This window comes from Pseudomonas sp. 1152_12 (assembly GCF_052850675.1).
Genome location: NZ_VXCW01000007.1, coordinates 1 through 18,318, shown reverse-complemented (window position 1 = coordinate 18,318; position 18,318 = coordinate 1). Strand labels below are relative to the sequence as shown.

15 protein-coding genes are annotated in these 18,318 nt (G+C 59.7%); all 15 read right to left on the bottom strand.

The annotated features are described in order from the left end of the window. Positions 1-6 precede the first annotated feature (6 nt). A complete protein-coding gene (locus tag FW764_RS14490; protein WP_446434511.1) occupies positions 7-471 on the bottom strand; it encodes a multidrug transporter in 465 nt (154 codons plus the stop codon). A 182-nt stretch (positions 472-653) separates the two neighbouring features. Next, a complete protein-coding gene (locus tag FW764_RS14485) occupies positions 654-794 on the bottom strand; it encodes a hypothetical protein (protein WP_446434510.1) in 141 nt (46 codons plus the stop codon). 205 nt (positions 795-999) lie between these two features. Next, positions 1,000-2,451 (bottom strand): mannose-1-phosphate guanylyltransferase/mannose-6-phosphate isomerase, encoded by a 1,452-nt coding sequence (locus FW764_RS14480; RefSeq protein WP_446434509.1) that lies wholly within the window; start codon positions 2,449-2,451, stop codon positions 1,000-1,002. Positions 2,452-2,602: 151 nt separating this feature from the next. Beyond that, positions 2,603-3,259 (bottom strand): alginate O-acetyltransferase AlgF, encoded by a 657-nt coding sequence (locus tag FW764_RS14475; RefSeq protein WP_446434508.1) that lies wholly within the window; start codon positions 3,257-3,259, stop codon positions 2,603-2,605. Between the two features lie 16 nt (positions 3,260-3,275). After that, positions 3,276-4,460: an alginate O-acetyltransferase gene (locus FW764_RS14470; protein WP_446434507.1), complete on the bottom strand. Its 1,185-nt coding sequence runs from the start codon at positions 4,458-4,460 to the stop codon at positions 3,276-3,278. An 11-nt stretch (positions 4,461-4,471) separates the two neighbouring features. Then, positions 4,472-6,004, bottom strand: a complete 1,533-nt coding sequence (locus tag FW764_RS14465) for an MBOAT family O-acyltransferase (RefSeq protein WP_446434506.1) — start codon at positions 6,002-6,004, stop codon at positions 4,472-4,474. Between the two features lie 218 nt (positions 6,005-6,222). Beyond that, a complete protein-coding gene (locus tag FW764_RS14460; protein ID WP_446434505.1) occupies positions 6,223-7,332 on the bottom strand; it encodes a mannuronate-specific alginate lyase in 1,110 nt (369 codons plus the stop codon). 8 nt (positions 7,333-7,340) lie between these two features. Beyond that, positions 7,341-8,789, bottom strand: coding sequence for an alginate O-acetyltransferase (locus FW764_RS14455; protein WP_446434741.1), 1,449 nt, complete (start codon positions 8,787-8,789; stop codon positions 7,341-7,343). Positions 8,790-8,800: 11 nt separating this feature from the next. Beyond that, positions 8,801-10,390 carry a mannuronan 5-epimerase AlgG gene (gene algG, locus FW764_RS14450; protein WP_446434504.1) on the bottom strand — a complete coding sequence of 530 codons (1,590 nt, stop codon included), beginning with the start codon at positions 10,388-10,390 and terminating at the stop codon, positions 8,801-8,803. Further along, positions 10,390-11,877: an alginate export family protein gene (locus tag FW764_RS14445; protein WP_446434503.1), complete on the bottom strand. Its 1,488-nt coding sequence runs from the start codon at positions 11,875-11,877 to the stop codon at positions 10,390-10,392. The genes algG and FW764_RS14445 overlap by 1 nt, the downstream gene beginning before the upstream one ends. Then, positions 11,874-13,250 carry an alginate biosynthesis TPR repeat lipoprotein AlgK gene (gene algK, locus FW764_RS14440; RefSeq protein ID WP_446434502.1) on the bottom strand — a complete coding sequence of 459 codons (1,377 nt, stop codon included), beginning with the start codon at positions 13,248-13,250 and terminating at the stop codon, positions 11,874-11,876. The genes FW764_RS14445 and algK overlap by 4 nt, the downstream gene beginning before the upstream one ends. A 134-nt stretch (positions 13,251-13,384) precedes the next feature. After that, the gene (locus tag FW764_RS14435) at positions 13,385-14,551 is read right to left on the bottom strand and encodes a PilZ domain-containing protein (protein ID WP_446434501.1); all 1,167 of its coding nucleotides are present in this window, start codon (positions 14,549-14,551) and stop codon (positions 13,385-13,387) included. A gap of 38 nt (positions 14,552-14,589) precedes the next feature. Beyond that, positions 14,590-16,071: a mannuronan synthase gene (alg8, locus tag FW764_RS14430; protein ID WP_242171464.1), complete on the bottom strand. Its 1,482-nt coding sequence runs from the start codon at positions 16,069-16,071 to the stop codon at positions 14,590-14,592. A gap of 83 nt (positions 16,072-16,154) precedes the next feature. Beyond that, the gene (locus FW764_RS14425; RefSeq protein WP_446434500.1) at positions 16,155-17,471 is read right to left on the bottom strand and encodes a nucleotide sugar dehydrogenase; all 1,317 of its coding nucleotides are present in this window, start codon (positions 17,469-17,471) and stop codon (positions 16,155-16,157) included. A 607-nt stretch (positions 17,472-18,078) separates the two neighbouring features. Next, positions 18,079-18,318, bottom strand: a 240-nt coding sequence (locus FW764_RS14420) for a hypothetical protein (RefSeq protein ID WP_446434499.1), incomplete at its 5' end; no start/stop codon positions are given.

Genomic DNA, 18,318 nt, shown 5'->3' with positions numbered 1-18,318 from the left:
CCTTTGTCAGTCCGAGAAGCTGCCTTGCAGGTGCTCGGCGCGAAATTCCAGGGTTTGCGGGCGGTAGCCGGGGCGCAGTGGCGGCGTCGGCAGGCAGTCGTCCCAAGTGGCGCCGGCCTGCAACTCGCCGGGGCCACGATAGCGTGGAGCGGCGTAGACGTTGTCGGCCAGGTTCACCGTGTCGCCCGGTGCATAAGCGGCGACGCGCCAGCGCAGTTCGGTGAGGGGCACGTCGTTGCCGTTGCTCAGGATCAGTTTTAACGGGCGGTCGGCGGGGCATTCCTGTGGCGCATAGCTGATGCGCATTTCCAGGCGCGACAGTTGCGAAGCTTCGCGGTTATCCAGCCACACCACCCAAATCGCCACGCAGCCCAGGCCGACGGCGGCGGCAAGGGAAACCGGCAAGGCCTTGGCCGGGTAGCGCAGCAGCAGGATCAGCCAGGTGATGATCAGTAGAACGCCGAAAAACATGGAGACCACCTCGAATAGGGAACGAGCATCCTAACTTAAGCGTAGGTGGGATTGGCGAGCGTGAGAGGTGTGTTGGCCCGGTGGACGCCTTCGCGAGCACGCCCGCTCCCACATTTGGACCGGGCACACCCTTGGAATACGGTCCAAATAATGTGGGAGGGGGCTTGCTCCCGATGACTTGCTTACTGAGCAGAAGAATCCGCCTGCAAGCCTTCGATGGAAGCCTCAACCAATGCCAAACCGGTTTCGGCCAATTGCAGGCTGGCCCAATTCAGGTAGCTCTGGTGTTCTGTGCATAAGTCTTGAGCCGCCAGGGTGAGCACGCGCGCGGTGCCCAAAACATAACTGGCATCACGAATGAGTCGTGACAGGCGCGAGGATAGGCAGGATGGGGGCAGGGGTCAATGATGGCGGTTGTGCTTTCGGGCGCCATCGCAGTCACCACAACGCCCAAACAAAAAGCCCCCACCCAGCCCACTGCGGATAGGGGACGTAATGGGCTGGATGAGGGCTTCTTGTACGACCGTGTTACTGCGCGATAGTTTTCACCGACACGCCACGCTCAACCGGCGTCGAGCGCCCGTAGATATCTTCAAACCGTTCGATATCGTCTTCGCCCAAATAGCTCCCGGACTGAACTTCGATGATCTCCAACGGGATCTTGCCCGGGTTGCGCAGGCGGTGCACCGAGGCGATCGGGATGTAGGTGGACTGGTTTTCGCAGAGCAGGAACACGTTCTCGTCACAGGTGACTTCGGCAGTGCCGCTGACCACGATCCAGTGCTCGGCGCGGTGGTGGTGCATTTGCAGGGACAGGCACGCGCCCGGCTTGACCGAGATGTGCTTGACCTGGAACCGCCCGCCCATGTCCACCGAGTCGTAGGAGCCCCACGGGCGATAGACTTCGCAGTGGTTCTGGGTTTCGCTGCGGCCCTGGTCGTTGAGGGTGCTGACCATCTGCTTGACGCCTTGGACCTTGTCCTTGTGGGCAATCATCATCGCGTCCTTGGTTTCCACCACCACGATATTGTCCAGGCCGATCACCGAGACCAGCTTGCCGTTGCCGTGGATCATGCAGTTGCGGCTGTCCTGAATCACCACATCGCCTTTGCTGACGTTGCCGTTGGCGTCTTTGTCGTTGACTGCCCACAGCGAGGCCCAGCAACCCACGTCGCTCCAGCCGGCACTCAGCGGCACCACGCAGGCGCGCTGGGTTTTCTCCATCACGGCGTAGTCGATGGAGTTATCCGGGCAGCAGGCGAAAGTCGCTTCGTCGAAGGTCACGGTGTCGGCGGTCTGCTCGCTGCGTTCCAGGGTCAGCAGACAGGTGTCGTAGATGTCTGGATCGTGCTTTTTCAGCTCTTCGAGGAAGCGGCTCGCACGGAACAGGAACATGCCGCTGTTCCAGAAGTAACCACCGCTTTTGACGAACTCGACAGCACGTTTTTCATCGGGTTTTTCCACGAACTGTTGCACGCGGCTCACGCCTTCGGGCAGCAGCGAATCGTTGGTGGACTTGATGTAGCCATAACCGGTTTCCGGACGGGTCGCCGGCACGCCGAACAGCACCATCTCGCCACGCTCGGCAGCCACGGTAGCCAGGGCCAGCGCACGTTGCAGGGCTTTCTGGTCGTCGATCACGTGGTCGGCCGGCAGCACCAGCATCAGTTCGTCGCGGCCTTCGTTGACCAGCATCATCGCGGTCAGGGCCACGGCCGGTGCGGTGTTGCGCCCGAACGGTTCCATCAGGATGCGTTGGCATTCGAGCTTACGCGTGCTCAGTTGCTCGTTGACGATGAAACGATGGTCTTTGTTGCAGACCACGATTGGGGCGTCCATGCCTTCGAACACCAAGCGTTCCAGGGTTTGCTGGAACAGCGTGTGCTCGCCGGTCAGGGCCAGGAATTGCTTGGGGAACTGTTTGCGGGAAAGCGGCCAAAGACGTGAGCCGCTACCACCGGAAAGGATTACTGGGATCATGGATGTTTCTCCTTGAATCGATATGGGTCAGAGCCTGTGGGAGGGGGCTTGCTCCCGATGGCGGTGATTCAGTCAGTACATCTGTTACTGAACCACCGTATTCGCGAGCAAGCCCGCTCCCACAAGGGGGAGCGTCAATTTCAAAAGCTAATCAGCGGGTCGACACCGGGCGCTTGACCCAAACTGGCGACAAGCTCGAACCCGAGCCGGTGACATACAGCACCGCCGCTTCACCACGTTCCAACGCAACCGGCTTCACATCGCCGACTTTCTTGTCACCGTCATACAACGCCAGGCTCACCTTCACCGGGTTGATTTCACGTTCGCCACGGCCCTTGGCAGCCACAGCTTTGACCACATCAGTCTTGCCATCGGCAGTCTTCAGGGTCAGGGCCTTGTCGCTGAGGTTCTGCACGCGTACCAGGGATTTCTGCTTGTTCTTGTACGGCGGTTCTTCGATCAATTGCGGCTGGCCGCTGCCGCTGTTGACCAGGGTGTAGTAGTGGTCGGCGGCGAGTTTGACCGGCACGGTCTGGCTGCCGACCTTGGCGCTGTAGTCGCCGCCCGGCATAAAGCTGAAGTCACTGCTGGCCAGCGGCGCAACGTCGCTGAGGTTGGTCGCGCCGACGGTGGCGCTGACTTCCTGGTTGCTGGCGTTATAGACCCGCACGAAGCTGGAGCCTTTCGGCGCGGTTGGGCCGTACAGGGCAGCGTCGCCACCGGCGAAGGCGGACATCGATACGAAGCTCAAGCCGGCAGCGATGGCCAGGGTCTTGGCGAGACGACGCGGAGTAGTAGTGAAAGTCATGTGAGTTACCTCTCTTTCAGTTTTGCGCCCGGTCGGGCGTCTCGGATTTTGGGTGTTTAACTGGTGTATTCAGTGCCATGTTCTGTTGGCGCGAACCGGCTTGTTTAAGCTGCGCAACCCACTGCGGGTCGGCGTCACCGATTTCGTTGTTGACGGGCAGATAACGTTCAGGGAATTCCCAGATCAGCACCTGTGGCGGGCTGTTCTTGAAATCGTCGCTTTTCAGGTAGCTGAGCATCGGCAGGATTGGGCCGTGGCCGTCCTCCGAGTAGTTGATGACATCGCTGTGCAGGGCCTGCTTGAGCGCGCCGACGAAGTTCCAGTTGGGGTTGGCGCTGTAACTGGTGCCGACCAGTGCCACCGGGGTTTCGCTGTTGCTGAACAGCGCGTCGTCGCCTTGGTTTTCAGCCAGGTGCGTCACGCGTTTTTGCAGCGGCTCCTTGGGCGGCATCAGGTTTTCAAACAACGGGTCCAGCGGCAGGAACAGACGCAGGTCGCCTTTGTGCGGGGAGGTTGTCTCGGCTTCGGTGACAAAGCGTTGTGGTTCACCGCTGAGCGGCGTCTTTTCGCTAATCACCTTGGCCAGCTGTTTGGCGGCGATTTCGGCGCCGTCCGGCGTCCAGTGAGTGTCGGTGCGCAGGAACACTTGCTGGCCGCCAAGCTTGGCCTGTTGCAGGGGCCCAAGCAGGTCCGGGGCGATGATCTTGTCGGCGGCGACACGGGCGTGGAAGTCCTGGTACAGGTTGGCGTGAATGCTCGCCGGTTTCACTTCGCCCAAGTGTTCTGGGTACAAGCGCACCTTGGCCGGCACAATCGCCATCACCAATTGAATGCCCTGGGCCTTGAGTTTCTGGCGCACGCCTTCGACCAGCGCGTAGTTGCCCTCAAGGTTCTGGTCTTCATTGACGGCGGGGTTGAACTCCTCGTCGCTGTACAGCCAGTGATCGCGGCCCAGCACCACGCCAGGGCGGCCTTCATTGAACAGCTTGTAGTCCAGCGCCGCCCAGAGGTTGGTGCCGATGCGCTTGATCGGGAACTGGTCGTCGTAATGGGTTTCGACGGCCTTGGTCCAGCGGCCGTTAAGCACGGTCGCGTCGGCATTGGTGCTGAAGCCGAAGAAACTGCGCATCGACCAGGCGCCCAGGGCCAGCAGCACCAACAGGAACAGCGCGATATAGAGGATGCGGAATGAACGGGTCATGGTCGGCTCCCTCAAAATTGGAAGTAAAGGAACGGCGAGAAACTCTGCGCCGACAGTTTCAGGATTGACGCCACGAACAGCAGCAGTACTGCACCGCGCATGGCGTAGCGTGGCCAATCAGCAGTCCAGTAGGCCGGTTGCACGGCGGCGTCTTGACCGACGGTGAAGCCTGGCTGGTGGATGCTGTTCGGGTTGTCGCCCGGCACGGCCTTGATCAGGCTCGGGTCGGCCGGCTTGGCTTTCTTGGCAGGGCGGTTGCTGTAGAAGTCGCGCAGGCCGAAGAACGCCAAGGTTGCGTAGGCCACCACCAGGGTTGCCACTTGCAGGCCGGTGAGGCTGGCGCGGTTGAGTTCCGACAGAGACCATTCGCCAAAGCTGAACATGGCACCGTACATACGGCCGGCGACGTGCAGGTTCTCCGAGCGGAAGATCACCCAGCCCATTACTACCAGCAGGAAGGTGAAAGCCCAGCGCACCACGTTGAAGCTGCGCGGCGCGGTGTTGAGGCCGATGGCTTTTTCAATCGCCAGCCACATGCCGTGCCAGGCGCCCCACACGATGTAAGTGATGTTCGCACCGTGCCACAGGCCACCGAGCAGCATGGTCAGGAACAGGTTGCGGTAGGTGGTCAGTGTGCCTTTACGGTTGCCGCCCAGGGTGATGTACAGGTAGTCACGCAGCCAGGTCGACAAGCTGATGTGCCAGCGGCGCCAGAACTCGGTGATCGACTGGCTGATGTACGGCTGTTTGAAGTTTTCCATAAAGCGGAAACCCATCATCAAGCCCAGGCCGATGGCCATGTCGCTGTAGCCGGAGAAGTCGAAGTACAGCTGCGCGGTGTACGCCAGCGCACCCAGCCACGCATCGCCCGTCGTGGGGTTTTGCAGGGCGAAACAATGGTCGGCCACCACCGCCAGGGTGTCGGCGATGAAGACTTTTTTGATGAAACCCTGCATGAACCGCGTGCAGCCCTCGGAGAACTTGTCGAGGGTATGCGTGCGGTTATTGAACTGGTCGGCCAGGTCGCGAAAACGCAGCACTGGGCCGGCAATCAGGTGCGGGAAGATCGCCACGAACGCCGCAAAGTCGATGAGGTTGCGGGTTGCCGGCGTATCACCGCGGTACACGTCGATGATGTAGCTGATGGACTCGAAGATGTAGAACGAAATCCCGATCGGCAACAGCACGTGGGTGAGAATGAACGGCTCCAGGCCCGCTGACTTCATCATCACGTTGATGCTATCGACGCCGAAGTTGGCGTACTTGAAGTAGCCGAGAATGCACAGGTCGATTGCCACGCCCAACAGCAGCCAGCGCTGGGCCGGCTTGGTGCGCACGCCTGCCGCACCGACCTTGAGGCCGATCCAGTAATTCCACAGCGTGACGGCGGCGAACAGCGCCAGGAAGTCCACTCGCCACCAGGCGTAGAACACGTAGCTGGCAATCAGCAGCAGCAGGTTGCGATAGCGTTGCCCGCTCAAGTAGTACAAGCCGAGGAAGATCGGCAAGAACAGAAACAGGAACACATTGGACGAGAAAACCATCCCGATCTCTCCATGTTTAACAGACAGTCAAGGGCCAGAGCCCCCCCCAAACCCCCCCACGATTTCGGGGGGAGGCCGTACAACATTCCTACTGACGAAACCGGCTCAAACTGTGGGAGGGGGCTTGCCCCCGATGGCGGTGTAACAGCCGCCATCTGTGTTGAATGACACACTGCTATCGGGGGCAAGCCCCCTCCCACATTTCTAACCGTGTTCCGTCAAATTCCTTTGTTGCCTTTTTCATGCGTCGGGTCGTAGACCTTGGTCAGGTCACCGCCCAATCGGAAAGTCTTGAACGGCTGCATGCCATGCTTACGCTCGAGCACCTCCGGGGTGCAGGTGTAGAGGGTGCAGAAGGGTTCAAGCCAGGCAAATTTCATGTCCTCCTTGAGGTCCTTCATGTCCTGTTCTTTGCCGTTCTTTTGCTCGAAGATTTCCGGGTCTTTGACCCCGGCGAGCACCTTGTCACCCAGGCGTTTCAATGCACCGTTGTTTTCCTGGCGCAAGTCCACGCCGTTGACCAAGGCAAAGCTGGCGATCATCGACAGCGGTGGCAGTGCGTAGTTGTGGTACGACAAGGCCCGTTGCTGGCGCTTCAATTCATTCGGCAGGAAGCCCTGGTCATCGACCTGGTTGGCGCCGACCTTGTATTCCTTCACCGCCCAATCAAACAGGTCGCGACGGTTGACGGCGACGGACGTCGCCATCACCGACCAGGCGGCCCAGTAGGAGTGGTTGTTGGTTTTTTCCAGCGGCAGGTTGTCCCAATCGCTCACCACCTGATCGGCCATTTTGCTGAACCAGGCTTCGATCAACTGCGACTCCTGCTGGTGGTTGGCCAGCGGGTGCGAGTCGGAAAACTTCAGGCGCACATAGGCCGACGCCATGCTGCCCAGCGCCCATTTGCGCATGGACTTACCGGTGTGGTTGAAGTCTTTGGACATCAACGCATCCGCCTTGGCCCAGCTCGTGAGCCAGTTCAACGTGCATTCCAACTGCTGCGGGCGACCGTCGCGCATGAACTGCATCACGCGCTTGCTGGTGTCTTTTTCCAGCTTGGTGATGTCGGCGGTGCTGTCGCGAAAGGCTTTTTCGGATTGCACATTCAGGGTCGCACGGGCCTTGTCCGACCCTTCGTACTTGCTGCGAAATTGCAGCGAGCCGGTGTACGGCGCCGGCATGGCGTCGCAGTCATTTTTGAAGTCACCGGTCTTGAACGCTTCCACCGGGGCGAAATAGCCCTGGGGTGGACGCAGTGGCGCGGCGGCATTCACGGAGCCGGCGAACATCGCCAGGCCCAGTAATGTTGGGATCAATAACTTCTGCATAAGTAACCTCATTGCCCTGTCGAGGCAGTCTGTTGACCACCTGCTGGGAATACGTTGCGTGTGCAAATTTTCGCTTCGACTTTCTGCGCGGCAGCACCCTTTTCTGGGCCCTGCACTTCCACGGCCAGCAAGTTTTGCGAGGCCCAGTCTTCATCGGTACGCAACTCAAAGGCGAAACGCCCGTCTGTATCGGATGTTTCGGGTTTCTCGATCTTGATGTCCTCGTGGCGCCCGTTCATGTACCAGAGGGTGGCTTGCAGGTTTTTCACCGACGGGTCGGCGAAGCGGATATCAACTTGATGGTTGGCGTTGCGCAGGTCTTTGTTCGAACTGTTGACCAGCAATTCGTTCTTGCCGGGTTTCAGCGTCGTGCTGGTACTCATCTGCGCGGTCTTGCCTTCGCAGCCGTTGTCGAGCAGCGCCATCATCTGGCGGTAGATGGTCTCTTGGTCGAGGCGATACAGCGGCGAGAATTCCCAGATTAAAATCTTCGGCGGGTTCTTCTGGAAATAGTGGCTGCCCAAGTACTGGATCATCGAGCCTTCGAGGCCACCGCCGGGGAAGGCGACGTTGAGGATGTCGGCACCGATTTCCTGTTCAAGGAAACCGGCGAAGTTGTAGTTCTTGCCGCTGTGGCTGGTACCCACCAGGGTGATCTGCGGGTTACCTGAATCGCCGAACAGGTCGCCGTCAGCGGCTTCGCCCTTGGGCTCGGTGGTGAACTGGTCCATGTACTGGATCGCATAGCTGGTACCGCACAGTTGCCCGGCCATGTTGTGCAGGGTGCCGGTCTTGCCCATGCGGCCCGAGCGCTTGGTCTCGAATTCGCGCTTGGGAATATCGGCAAACTGCGGCATTGCACGCACTTTGGCGCCGACGATTTTCGCCGTGCGCTGGGCACCGTATGGCGTCCAGTGTTGGTCGCCACGGAAGTAGAAATCGTGGGCCGGCAGTTCATCCGGCAGTTGCTCGTTGGTAAGCGGCGACAGGTCCGGCACCACGTAACCCATCTTGGCAAAACGCCCGAGCATGGTTTTGTAGTTGCCCAGCGCTTTGTCGAAATCGAAACTGGCTTTCTCTGCGGGGTTGAGCTTGTTGCGGTTCACCAGGCCACGGGTTGGCTGGTAGACCACCACCAATTCCACGCCTTTGGCTTTGAACGCATCGTGCAGTTGTTGCATGCGCTTGTAGCCGGCGGGGCTGGTGTCGAATTCGGTGCGCAGGTCTTCCTGGGTACGGAACAGCCAGTCGCCCTGGGCTTGCACCAGGGTGGTGAAGTTCTGCTGGTAGCGCGTGGTGTAGTTCTTCGCGTCATGGGCGGCCGGGCACAGGCTGCAGCACGGCTCGGCGGTGAACGTAGGGGCTTTGACGTCATCGGCGCGCACGCCCTGGCTGGCCGCCAGCAGGCCGAGGGTCAGACCCGAGAGGCTCAGCAATTTGATCATGTGTGGGTGCATAAGGGTCATCCTCAGTCCTGCATTTCGGTCTGGCGTTCGACAGGGTCGATCAGCACGGCTTTCTGCTGGCGCACCAACAGGTCGAGAATTTCTTCCTGCCGATCACCCAGCACGCCGTTGAAGCTGATGCCGCTGGATTTGGTCGGCGCCAGCATCGATACGCGATACAGCTCGACACTCAACGGCGAGTCGATCGACAGCGGCCCGCTGCCGTTACCCGCCAGCTCACCGCCGACCACAATCAGCGAGACCTTGGTGTCGAACGGGTCGAGGGCGATGTCGCGGTCGGTGTCGGTCAAGTCCTTGATGTGCCCGTACACACCGGTCAGGCCGTTGGCCATCGAACTGTTTTCGTACAGGCGAATGTTCACGCTGTTACGGATACGAATGCCGTGACGACGGTTGCTGATCACCTTGTTGCCCCACAGCAGGTTGTCGCCGCTCTCATAGAGGGTGATGCCGTCGGTATGGTTGCGGTAGATCTCGTTGTCGGCGATCAGGTTGTTCACGCTGTTACGGTCGATCACCAAGCCCGAGAGCTTGTTGTCGTAGCTGCGGTTGTTGAAGATGAAGCTGTCGTTCACCTCCCGGGAAATGATGATGCCGTGCTTCTTCTTGGTGCCGTAGACGGTGTTGTCGGCGATGATCAGGCCGTGGGAACGGTCGTGCGGGTCAATGCCGTAGACGATGTTGTCTTTGTAGGTGTTGCCCTTGAGCACAAAGCCGGTGGTTTCGTAGCAATAAAAGCCGTACCACATGTCCGAGAACTCGGAGTCGACGATCCAGCCGGTCGGCTCAGGGCGCTTGAGCACCTTGGCCATGTTCGGCGTGTACTGGGAAATACTCACCCCGTACGACTTACTGTTGGCGTAGCCGAAACTGGCCATTTTGCTGTTGGCCACGTACGTCTCGGTGCCGCCCCAGGCCAGCAGGAACGGGCGGAATTCCTTGGGCGACTGGAACAGTGCCGGGCCATTGGTTTTTTCGTTCCAGCCGGTGATCTTGGTGTCACGCACAAACAGCTGGCCGTCGTTGATCAGGAACGAGCCGGCTTGTTGGGACAGGCGCAGTTCCTGGGTGTTCTTGTCGATTTCCAAGATGCCTTTGCGCCCGACCACGATCGGCAGCTTGGCCAAAAACACACCCGGCGAGGTTTCGCTGAGGTACTGCTTGGGCACTTTGCCGAGCAGGTCCTTGAGGTTCATGTAGCCGTCGTCGACAAAGATCGCCTGGGGAATGCCGTGTTGGCGCACCACCCATTCGGCCATCTTGTTGTCGCCGCCGATAAAGTCCTTGAGCGCATCTTCTTGCATCATGCGGCGGATGCTGATTTTGCCCGGCTTGCTTCTGACGATCTTTTTTTCCATCGCGGCGGCGGTATAGCCCGACAGGTCCGGCAGGGCAGGCTTGGCCATTTCCAGCGGCGCGGTCGGTGGGCTGGAAATGGTGTAGGTCTTGGCCTGTTGCAGTTCTTTGGCGATGGTCGGCGCCTTCACCGCCGCACCGTCGGCAAAGGCCGAAGTGCTGGCCAGCAGCATGGCTGCGACCAGCAGGCTGACCGAGCCTTTGAGGGCTTGAGGGTTCATCGCGCAGGCTCCCATCAGAATTTCCAGATCACGTCGACAAAGGCGCGGTGCATATATGAATCGACTCCGCTGCCATAGGCGTCACCTGGCTTGAATACACCGGCACGCAAGCGCACCAGGGCCGACGGTTCGTCGATCGACTGGCTGAGCGCGGCCGGCAGCAGGCCTTTCTTGAAGTACTTGGTGACGACCAGGTCCATCTCCTGGCCCAGGTCTTTCTTGCCGTCTTCAAGCGGCAGGGAAGTACTGGACAGGATCGCGCCGGTCACGTCATCAGTGTTGTTCTGCACGGCATCAATGCCGTTGCTGCCCACCGGCTTGTTGCCGTCGACGCGCCAGAACTTGTGATAGACCAGGCTGGCGTCGTAGTCCTCGCGCAGTTGCCAGGAACCGAACAGGCTCATGGACTGCATGTTGTTCATCTCGCCGCGAAACGCCTCGCCGAAACGGTGCACGCGCGACTGGGTGCCGGTCCAGTTCGAACGGTTGCTCTGCAGGCCGTTCTGCTCGTAGTTGGCACTCGCACGCGAATAAGCCGCGCCGACCTGCCACTGCGGGTCCAGACGCAGGCGGATACCCAAGTCGGTGGCCCAGCCACTCACGTCATCGCTGCGCTTGGTCTGGGTCGGACGGGTGCCGTCGGCGTTCAAGGCGTTGACCGTGTTGCGGTCGCCTTTCATGCCGGTGACGCTGGCCCAGTAGTTGACGGTGTTGGTGTTGCGCCAGTTGTAGGCGTCGCTGTTGGCTTCGATGCCGAGCCAGGTCAGGTCGCCGTTCTCGCGTTTGTCCAACGAGTCAGTGGCCACGCCCGGTTCTGGGTAGTCGAGCTTGCCGTTGTCATGGGTGTGGTGGGCGCGCAGGCCGATCCACTGGCCGGGCGTCCACTGGTAGGCGGCGTCGGCGTAGAGGTGCTGGCGGTCTTTGTCTTTGGGCGACAGCTCCTTGAGGTCGGTGCGGTATTCGCTGAAACGTTCGGCGACGCCGACGTTGGCCTTGAGTAAGGTGGTGTCGAAGGTCCAGTTCAGCGCTTCGATATTGGTGTCGCGCCATTGGCCGTCGTCATTGCGCAGGCGTTGGCGACCGAGCTTGAGGATCTCGCCCGGGTAAGGCGTGAAACCGCTGTAGCCGACCCAGAATTCGCGCATGGCCAGGTAGTTTTTCTTGGCCTTGCGGTCGTTGTTGGTGGTTTGCTGATTTTCGGCATCGGCCGATTGTTGCAGGGGGTCAGTCTCGATGATGTCGCTCGACACGACCGCCTGGCCCATGGCGTAAGCGCTCCACGCGCCGCTTTCGCCGTAGACCCACGGGCGCAGGTCGAGGCCGATGCCGTTGACGTCGCCGCCTTTCTGGGTGCCGAGGTCGCGGTCATCTTCGGACTGCGCGGTGGCTTTGACTTCCAGGCCGAAGTTCTTGGCTTCGGTCAGTGCGGCCAGGGTCGGGCACGACCACAGCAAGGCGAAGGTCAGGCCGATGCCGGCCTTGACGAATGGGTTGAGCTTCATAGGGATTCCTCGCCGTCTTCTTCAAGGGCGTGCAGTTGCAGCGTGCTCTGGGCCAGGGTGCCGCGCGTGGCCAGTTCCTGTTGCACCAGGCGTTGGCCTTCGGCGCGTTGTTCTGGGGTGAGCGGGGCTTCGAGCTGCGTGGCCAAGTCATTGGCCTCTGGCGTGTCTTGGGCTTTGGCCAACTGGCTGAAGACATAGGCGTTCAATGGGTTGGGCTGGGTGCCCTTGCCTTGGGAAAATAACTGCGCGATGGCGAAGTCGGCGCTGTTCTGGCCGTTGCGCGCAGCGGTCAGCAAGTGGTCGAGGGCTTTTTGCGAGTAGACCTTGCCCAGGTAGCCACGGCGGTAGATCTGGCCGAGGTAGTAATCGGCGGCGACTTCCTTGCCCACGGCTTTTTCGAAATGCGCTTCGGCGGCCTTGGCGTCTGCTGGCACCCACTTGCCTTCGTAGTAGAGCTTGCCCAGCAACAGCTCGGCGCGCGGCTGGTCAGCGGCGCGGCCGTTGTCCAGGTATTTCATCATCTGGTCGACGTCACCCAGTTCGGGGAAGTCGTAGAGCAGTTGCGCCAGGCTGACCCAGGAAGCAGGGTAGCCGGGGGCGATTTTTTCCAGCAGCGCTTGCGCGGTTTTCTCGTCGGTTTTACCGAGGGTCGCATCGCCCAACACTCGCGCAACGCTATCAACACGCTGGGCCGTGACGGTGCCACGGCTTACGCCTGCTTCCATCTGCTTGAGCAGTTCAGCCTGTTTTTCCGGTTCGGCTTTTTTCTGGTAGACCGTGGCCAGTTCGACGTAGCAGATGTCAGTGGTGTTCAGTGCGGCCTTGCAGATGCGCTCTACATCATCCAAGTGCTGGTCGTAGGTGCCCTGGGTGCGATACAGCAGCACCTGGGCCAGGCCCGCTTCCGGGTAACCCGCCGCCTGCCATTTGCTGATCTGTTGCTGGGCGTTCACGTTAGGAAAGCTGTGCGGGTATTGCAGGTACAGCATCGCCAGCGGAATCAGGGTATTGCCTTCGCCATTGGCAAAGGCTTTTTTCAGCAGGCCTTCGGCCTCGTGCTGCTCGGCCTCGGTGGCGCCGGGCTTGGCTACCAACAGGCGACCCAGGCGGGCCTGGGCACGCGGTGAGGTATCCGCCGCTGCACGGTAGGTGGCTTCGGCCTGGCGGATTTGCTCGGGGTCGCGGGTGGTCACCTGGATATCTGCCAGGCCGACTTGGGCCTCGCTGTAACCCAGGTCCGCCAACTGCTGATAATTCTGTTGGGCGGTGACCGTGTCGCCACGTTTGAGGGCTTCATTGGCCAGGCGCTGGTCAGGCAGACCGGCGCAACCGGCGAGGCTGACCGCCAGTGCCAGCAACGCCACGGAACCCATGTGGGAGCGGGCTTGCTCGCGAAGAGGCCCTGTCAGTTGGTGAATGTGTTGGCTGACACACTGCTTTCGCGAGCAAGCCCGCTCCCACATTGATCTGGGTGTATTCGAGAGAGTCATCACAGGCATGTCCTCGCTTACAGACCGTGAGCCATGGCTTTATCGATGAGCCAGTTCAGGGACGGGCCACGATCGCTGGTCACTTCTACCGGGCGGCCGGCGTAGGTGCTGTCCAGCGGTGCATCCGGCTTGATTTGCACGCGAATGTCGGAGGACAGGTCGGCGCTGTTCAGGCTGGTGCTGCTGACGATGGTGCCGGTGCGGATCTGTTCTTCGTCGGCGACCTGGAAGTTCACCTGTGTACCTGGGCGAACGTCGGCGAACTGGCGGTAGGTGAAGCGTGCTTCCACGTTGGCCAGGCTACCGCGTGGCACCAGTTGGAAGATCACATCGCCCTTGCTGGCGTACTGGCCGTCGGCAACCAGTTGCTGGGCAACCACGCAATCGCACGGTGAGGTCAACGTACCGGTCATTTGCTTGCCGAACAGCTCTTCAACTTTGGCTGGTTGCAATTGGTCTTCGTCCAGATGGCCCTTGAGCACATCAAGCATGCTAGTGCTGAAGGTCGCCAGTGGCGCGCCTTTGGCGGCAACCGCGTCTCCTTTGAGCAGGCTTTGGACGGTGCCGTCGCGCGGCATGGTCACGTTCATGCCGGGCACGCTGACCAGGCCAGCCTGGGCGTGGCTGATAAAGTACATGCCGTAGACGGATTTGAAGATAAAGCCGAATGCCGCCAGGCCTACCAGGAAGATCGCCAGGCTAAAAGTGACGGCGCGCAGGCGACCGAACGCGGTCATGCCGCTGCCGCCGTCCTTGACCTTGCGCGCCTTGGTGAAGTTGTCCCGTTGCAGGGTGGCGAGTACGTCGCCCATGGTCACGATGTCGCCCGACAAGTGTGAGGTGATCAAGTGGCGCAGGGTGGAAATATCCTGGGCGTCGAGGTTCTGGAACTGGCAACCGGTACGGCCAGTCTGGCGGTCGTAGGAGCGAATCTGCAGCTCGACATCCATCGCCAGGCCGAGGTTATCGATGACGAATTGCAGGCGGCCTTTGTGCACTTCACCGAGGGTCAACGGCTGAGTGGCGGTGAACGCCAGGCCACCGGCGGACAGGTCGATTACCCGTGCTTCGGTCTGGCTGCGGTCGGTGTTGAAGAAGCGCAGCTTGGCCGGGATTTTCACGCGGGCATGTTGGCGCTGGGCTTCGGATTCGTGGACAACGTTGGCGTTTACGGGGCTGTTCATCAGGGCAATTTCCTAGAGTTAATTCAGGCTTGGCAGGGTCAGACCATCATCAGCAACACGGCGACGAAAATGCTGCCGGCGGAGAAGGTCATGGTCCGAGACGACCAGGTGTTGAACCAACGTTGAAAGCTGGCCAAATCGCGGGTCAGTTTGGTGTCCTGGCGGGTCCAGGACTGTTGATCGAGGCGGAAGAACACGTAGATCTTCACCAGCGCGCCCATGATCTGGTTGTAATAGAGAATCACCGGGTAAGCCGGGCCGATCTTGTGGCCGGAGCACGACAGCAACAGGGTCAGGATCAGGCGAGTGATACCGATCCATAGCAGGTACGCGAGGATGAATGCGCCGCCGTATTTGAAGGTGGCGATGAAAGCCACGGTCAGGCCGAGCAGGGAGGTCCACATCGACACGCGCTGATCGAACAGCACCACGCTGGTGAACAGGCCGAGCCGGCGCACACCCAGGCCAAGTGCGCGGGAGTTCTGGCGCAGGTTGTTGCCGTACCAGCGGAACATCAGCTTGCGGCTGGCTTTGATAAAGCTCTTTTCCGGCGGGTGTTCCACGGTGTTGATCGCGGCATCCGGAACGTAGAAGGTGTCGTAGCCCAAGCGCATCAGGCTGAACCAGCTGGATTTGTCATCGCCGGTCAGGAACTTGAAGCGGCCCAGGCGCCAGTGTTGCAGCGAGTCGCTTTCCACGTCGGCGATGAAGCCCGGGTCGGTGACCACGCTGGCACGGAATACCGACATGCGCCCGGTCATGGTCAGCACGCGCTTGGACAGGGCCATGGAGCACATGTTGATGTGACGCTGGGCGAAGCGCAGCTTGTGCCATTCGCTCATGATGTAGCCGCCGCGCACTTCGCAGAACTCGTTGGTGGTCAGGCCGCCGACATTGCCGAACAGCTGGAACCACGGCACGGTCTTGCGCACCACGCCTTCGGCGAGCACGGTGTCGCCATCGATCACCGCAACCACGGCACGGTCATCCGGCAGGTGGCGGGAGATGGCGCGGAAACCAAAGGCCAGGCCGTCGCGTTTACCGGTGCCGGCGATGCGCACAAAGTCGAGCTTCACGTGTTCCGGTGGGTTCATGCGTTCCCACAGGCTTTTCACCAGCAGCTCGTCGGACATTTCCACCAGCGAGCACACCACAGTAGTGGGGAAGCCGCATTCGATGGCTTCGCGGATCACCGAGCTGTACACCTGCGCGGTGGTCAGCGCATCGATACGAAAACTGGTCACCATCAGGAACACATGGGAGGGGTCCGCCGACTTGCCCAGCTTGCGCACTTTACGGCGCAGGTGCGGGTAGACCACGTACAGGAACAGCATGCCGCGAAAGAAATGCGTAGCACCCATTGAGTAGCGCCAGATGCCGACGGCGCCAATCAGGAAAATAAAATTCTTCGACTCGGAGTCGAACGTACTCGCCGGTAACAGTAGGGCGAGTCCCATCAGCAGGCTCAAAAAGAACAGCCAGCCGGCGGATTGGAGGAGTACGTGTTTTAACTTGGACATAAGCGTCATCCGAAGGTGAAGAAGGCTCCAGGCTGCATGCGCTGGGGATGGGTACGCCTGCAGCCTGAAACTTGCCGTTGCTGTTACCAGCAAATGCCTTCGGTACGGCCGGTGACACTGGTGGCCTTGGACATGAAGCCCACCAAGTCGACCACTTGCTTGCCGTGCGGGGCGTTATGCGCCAGGGCACGGAATTTCTCATCACGGTTGCCGAGGATGATCACGTCGGAGTTGTTGATCACGTCATCGAAGTCCGAGTTGAGCAGCGACGACACGTGTGGGATCTTGCCCTCGATGTAGTCTTTGTTGGCGCCGTGAACACGGGCGTATTCGACGTTGCTGTCGTAGATGCTCAGGTCGTAACCCTTGCCGATCAGCATTTCCGCCAGCTCTACCAGCGGGCTTTCACGCAGGTCGTCGGTACCGGCCTTGAAGCTCAGGCCCAGCAGGGCGACTTTGCGCTTGTCATGGCTTTCGACGATGTCGAAGGCGTTCTGCACTTGGGACTCGTTGCTGCGCATCAGCGAGTTGAGCAGCGGCGCTTCCACGTCCAGGGAGCTGGCGCGGTAGGTCAGGGCACGCACGTCTTTTGGCAGGCACGAGCCGCCGAACGCGAAGCCTGGGCGCATGTAGTACTGGGACAGGTTGAGGGTCTTGTCCTGGCACACCACTTCCATCACTTCGCGACCATCGACACCGACGGCCTTGGCGATGTTGCCGATCTCGTTGGCGAAGGTCACCTTGGTGGCGTGCCACACGTTGCAGGTGTACTTGATCATTTCGGCAACAGCGATGTCCTTGCGGATGATCGGTGCGTCGAGTTCTTCGTAAAGCGACTGCAGGACATCACCGGAGGCTGTGTCGAATTCGCCGATTACGGTCATCGGTGGCAGGTCGTAGTCGGCGATGGCGGTGGATTCACGCAGGAATTCCGGGTTGACCGCGACGCCGAAGTCTACGCCAGCTTTCTTGCCGGAGCAGTCTTCGAGGATCGGGATCACCACATTGGCGACGGTGCCCGGCAATACGGTGCTGCGCACCACGATGGTGTGGCGGGTGGATTTTTCACGCAGGACAAAACCGATCTCGCGGCATACCGCTTCGATGTAGTTGAGTTCCAGGTCGCCGTTTTTCTTGCTCGGCGTGCCGACGCAGATCATCGAAAGGTCGGTATCGCGGATGGCTTCTGCGAAGTTGGTCGTGCCGCGCAGTCGACCCGTCTCGATGCCCTGGCTCAACAATTCACCCAGACCCGGCTCAACGATTGGCGATTTTCCCGCATTGATCAGGTCAATCTTTTCCTTGGAGATATCTACGCCGACCACTTCGTGGCCGCGGGCAGACAGGCAACCGGCACAGACTGCGCCAACGTAACCGAGACCAAATATGCTAATGCGCATCGCATTTACCTCTTTGTCATTGAAGACGATATTAATCATGCCAATTAGATGGCTGGAGTTCATGTTTGCAAGCGTCACTGATGCCACGAAAGTTGGGCGAATAGACGCCGACTTGCCGTGCACAGGCATGTTAAATAACGAGTGACTAATCGATTGCACTCAAGGTGTGCGAAACGTGGCCTTGTTATTGGGGCTTGCCCTGAAATGCAGCCGGCTTTCTTCGCAGAAGAGCCTGGCGCCAGTGCCGCAGGGCTTTGATAGAGGTAATTAGCCTTTAAGTATCAATGCCTTGGGTTGTATCACTGACCCATTAGGGGAAGCTGAACCTTGGCCTTATAGTCAGTGGCAATGCATCCTTGTCGCCGCTCTTAACTAATCGGTTGGTAGTATGACCACGCAGTCAAAGTTGATATGACAACTTTGCTACTTCCGTTGGTCGGTCATGTAAGTCATCTCTTACAGCAACAGAGAATTTCGTTACCGGTGGTATGAGCAGTGCTTCAGGGTGAAGTTCCTGGCCGCTCATCCTGTTTTCGGAAATTTCTTGAAATATTAGAAAAGATGGCACTGGTACTATATTGATAGCACTTGCTATTTGGGCGAGTGGTTATGGGGAGTTGAAGAGAGGGGATAGTTTTGTGCCACTACCGTTTAAAAAAAGTGGTGCCACTACGAAAAAAAATGACGAATGTCGAGTGAAAGATTCGTTAGGAATCTGCCCGCTGATTTTTTGGCGCCAAACAAATGACGATTCGGGGCGTGAAATGCAGACAAAACTGTGGGAGCGGGCTTGCTCGCGAATGCGGTCTGTCAGTAACAGATACTCTGACTGATACACCGCATTCGC

What these genes read in the sequence shown, in the direction of transcription:
- FW764_RS14465 (WP_446434506.1), bottom strand. Translation starts at nt 6,004, where the DNA reads ATGGTTTTCTCGTCCAATGTGTTCCTGTTTCTGTTCTTGCCGATCTTC.
- FW764_RS14425 (WP_446434500.1), bottom strand. Translation starts at nt 17,471, where the DNA reads ATGCGCATTAGCATATTTGGTCTCGGTTACGTTGGCGCAGTCTGTGCC.
- FW764_RS14435 (WP_446434501.1), bottom strand. Translation starts at nt 14,551, where the DNA reads ATGAACAGCCCCGTAAACGCCAACGTTGTCCACGAATCCGAAGCCCAG.
- FW764_RS14460 (WP_446434505.1), bottom strand. Translation starts at nt 7,332, where the DNA reads ATGCAGAAGTTATTGATCCCAACATTACTGGGCCTGGCGATGTTCGCC.
- FW764_RS14475 (WP_446434508.1), bottom strand. Translation starts at nt 3,259, where the DNA reads ATGACTTTCACTACTACTCCGCGTCGTCTCGCCAAGACCCTGGCCATC.
- FW764_RS14470 (WP_446434507.1), bottom strand. Translation starts at nt 4,460, where the DNA reads ATGACCCGTTCATTCCGCATCCTCTATATCGCGCTGTTCCTGTTGGTG.
- alg8 (WP_242171464.1), bottom strand. Translation starts at nt 16,071, where the DNA reads ATGTCCAAGTTAAAACACGTACTCCTCCAATCCGCCGGCTGGCTGTTC.
- FW764_RS14480 (WP_446434509.1), bottom strand. Translation starts at nt 2,451, where the DNA reads ATGATCCCAGTAATCCTTTCCGGTGGTAGCGGCTCACGTCTTTGGCCG.
- algK (WP_446434502.1), bottom strand. Translation starts at nt 13,250, where the DNA reads ATGGGTTCCGTGGCGTTGCTGGCACTGGCGGTCAGCCTCGCCGGTTGC.
- algG (WP_446434504.1), bottom strand. Translation starts at nt 10,390, where the DNA reads ATGGGAGCCTGCGCGATGAACCCTCAAGCCCTCAAAGGCTCGGTCAGC.
- FW764_RS14455 (WP_446434741.1), bottom strand. Translation starts at nt 8,789, where the DNA reads ATGCACCCACACATGATCAAATTGCTGAGCCTCTCGGGTCTGACCCTC.
- FW764_RS14445 (WP_446434503.1), bottom strand. Translation starts at nt 11,877, where the DNA reads ATGAAGCTCAACCCATTCGTCAAGGCCGGCATCGGCCTGACCTTCGCC.
- FW764_RS14490 (WP_446434511.1), bottom strand. Translation starts at nt 471, where the DNA reads ATGTTTTTCGGCGTTCTACTGATCATCACCTGGCTGATCCTGCTGCTG.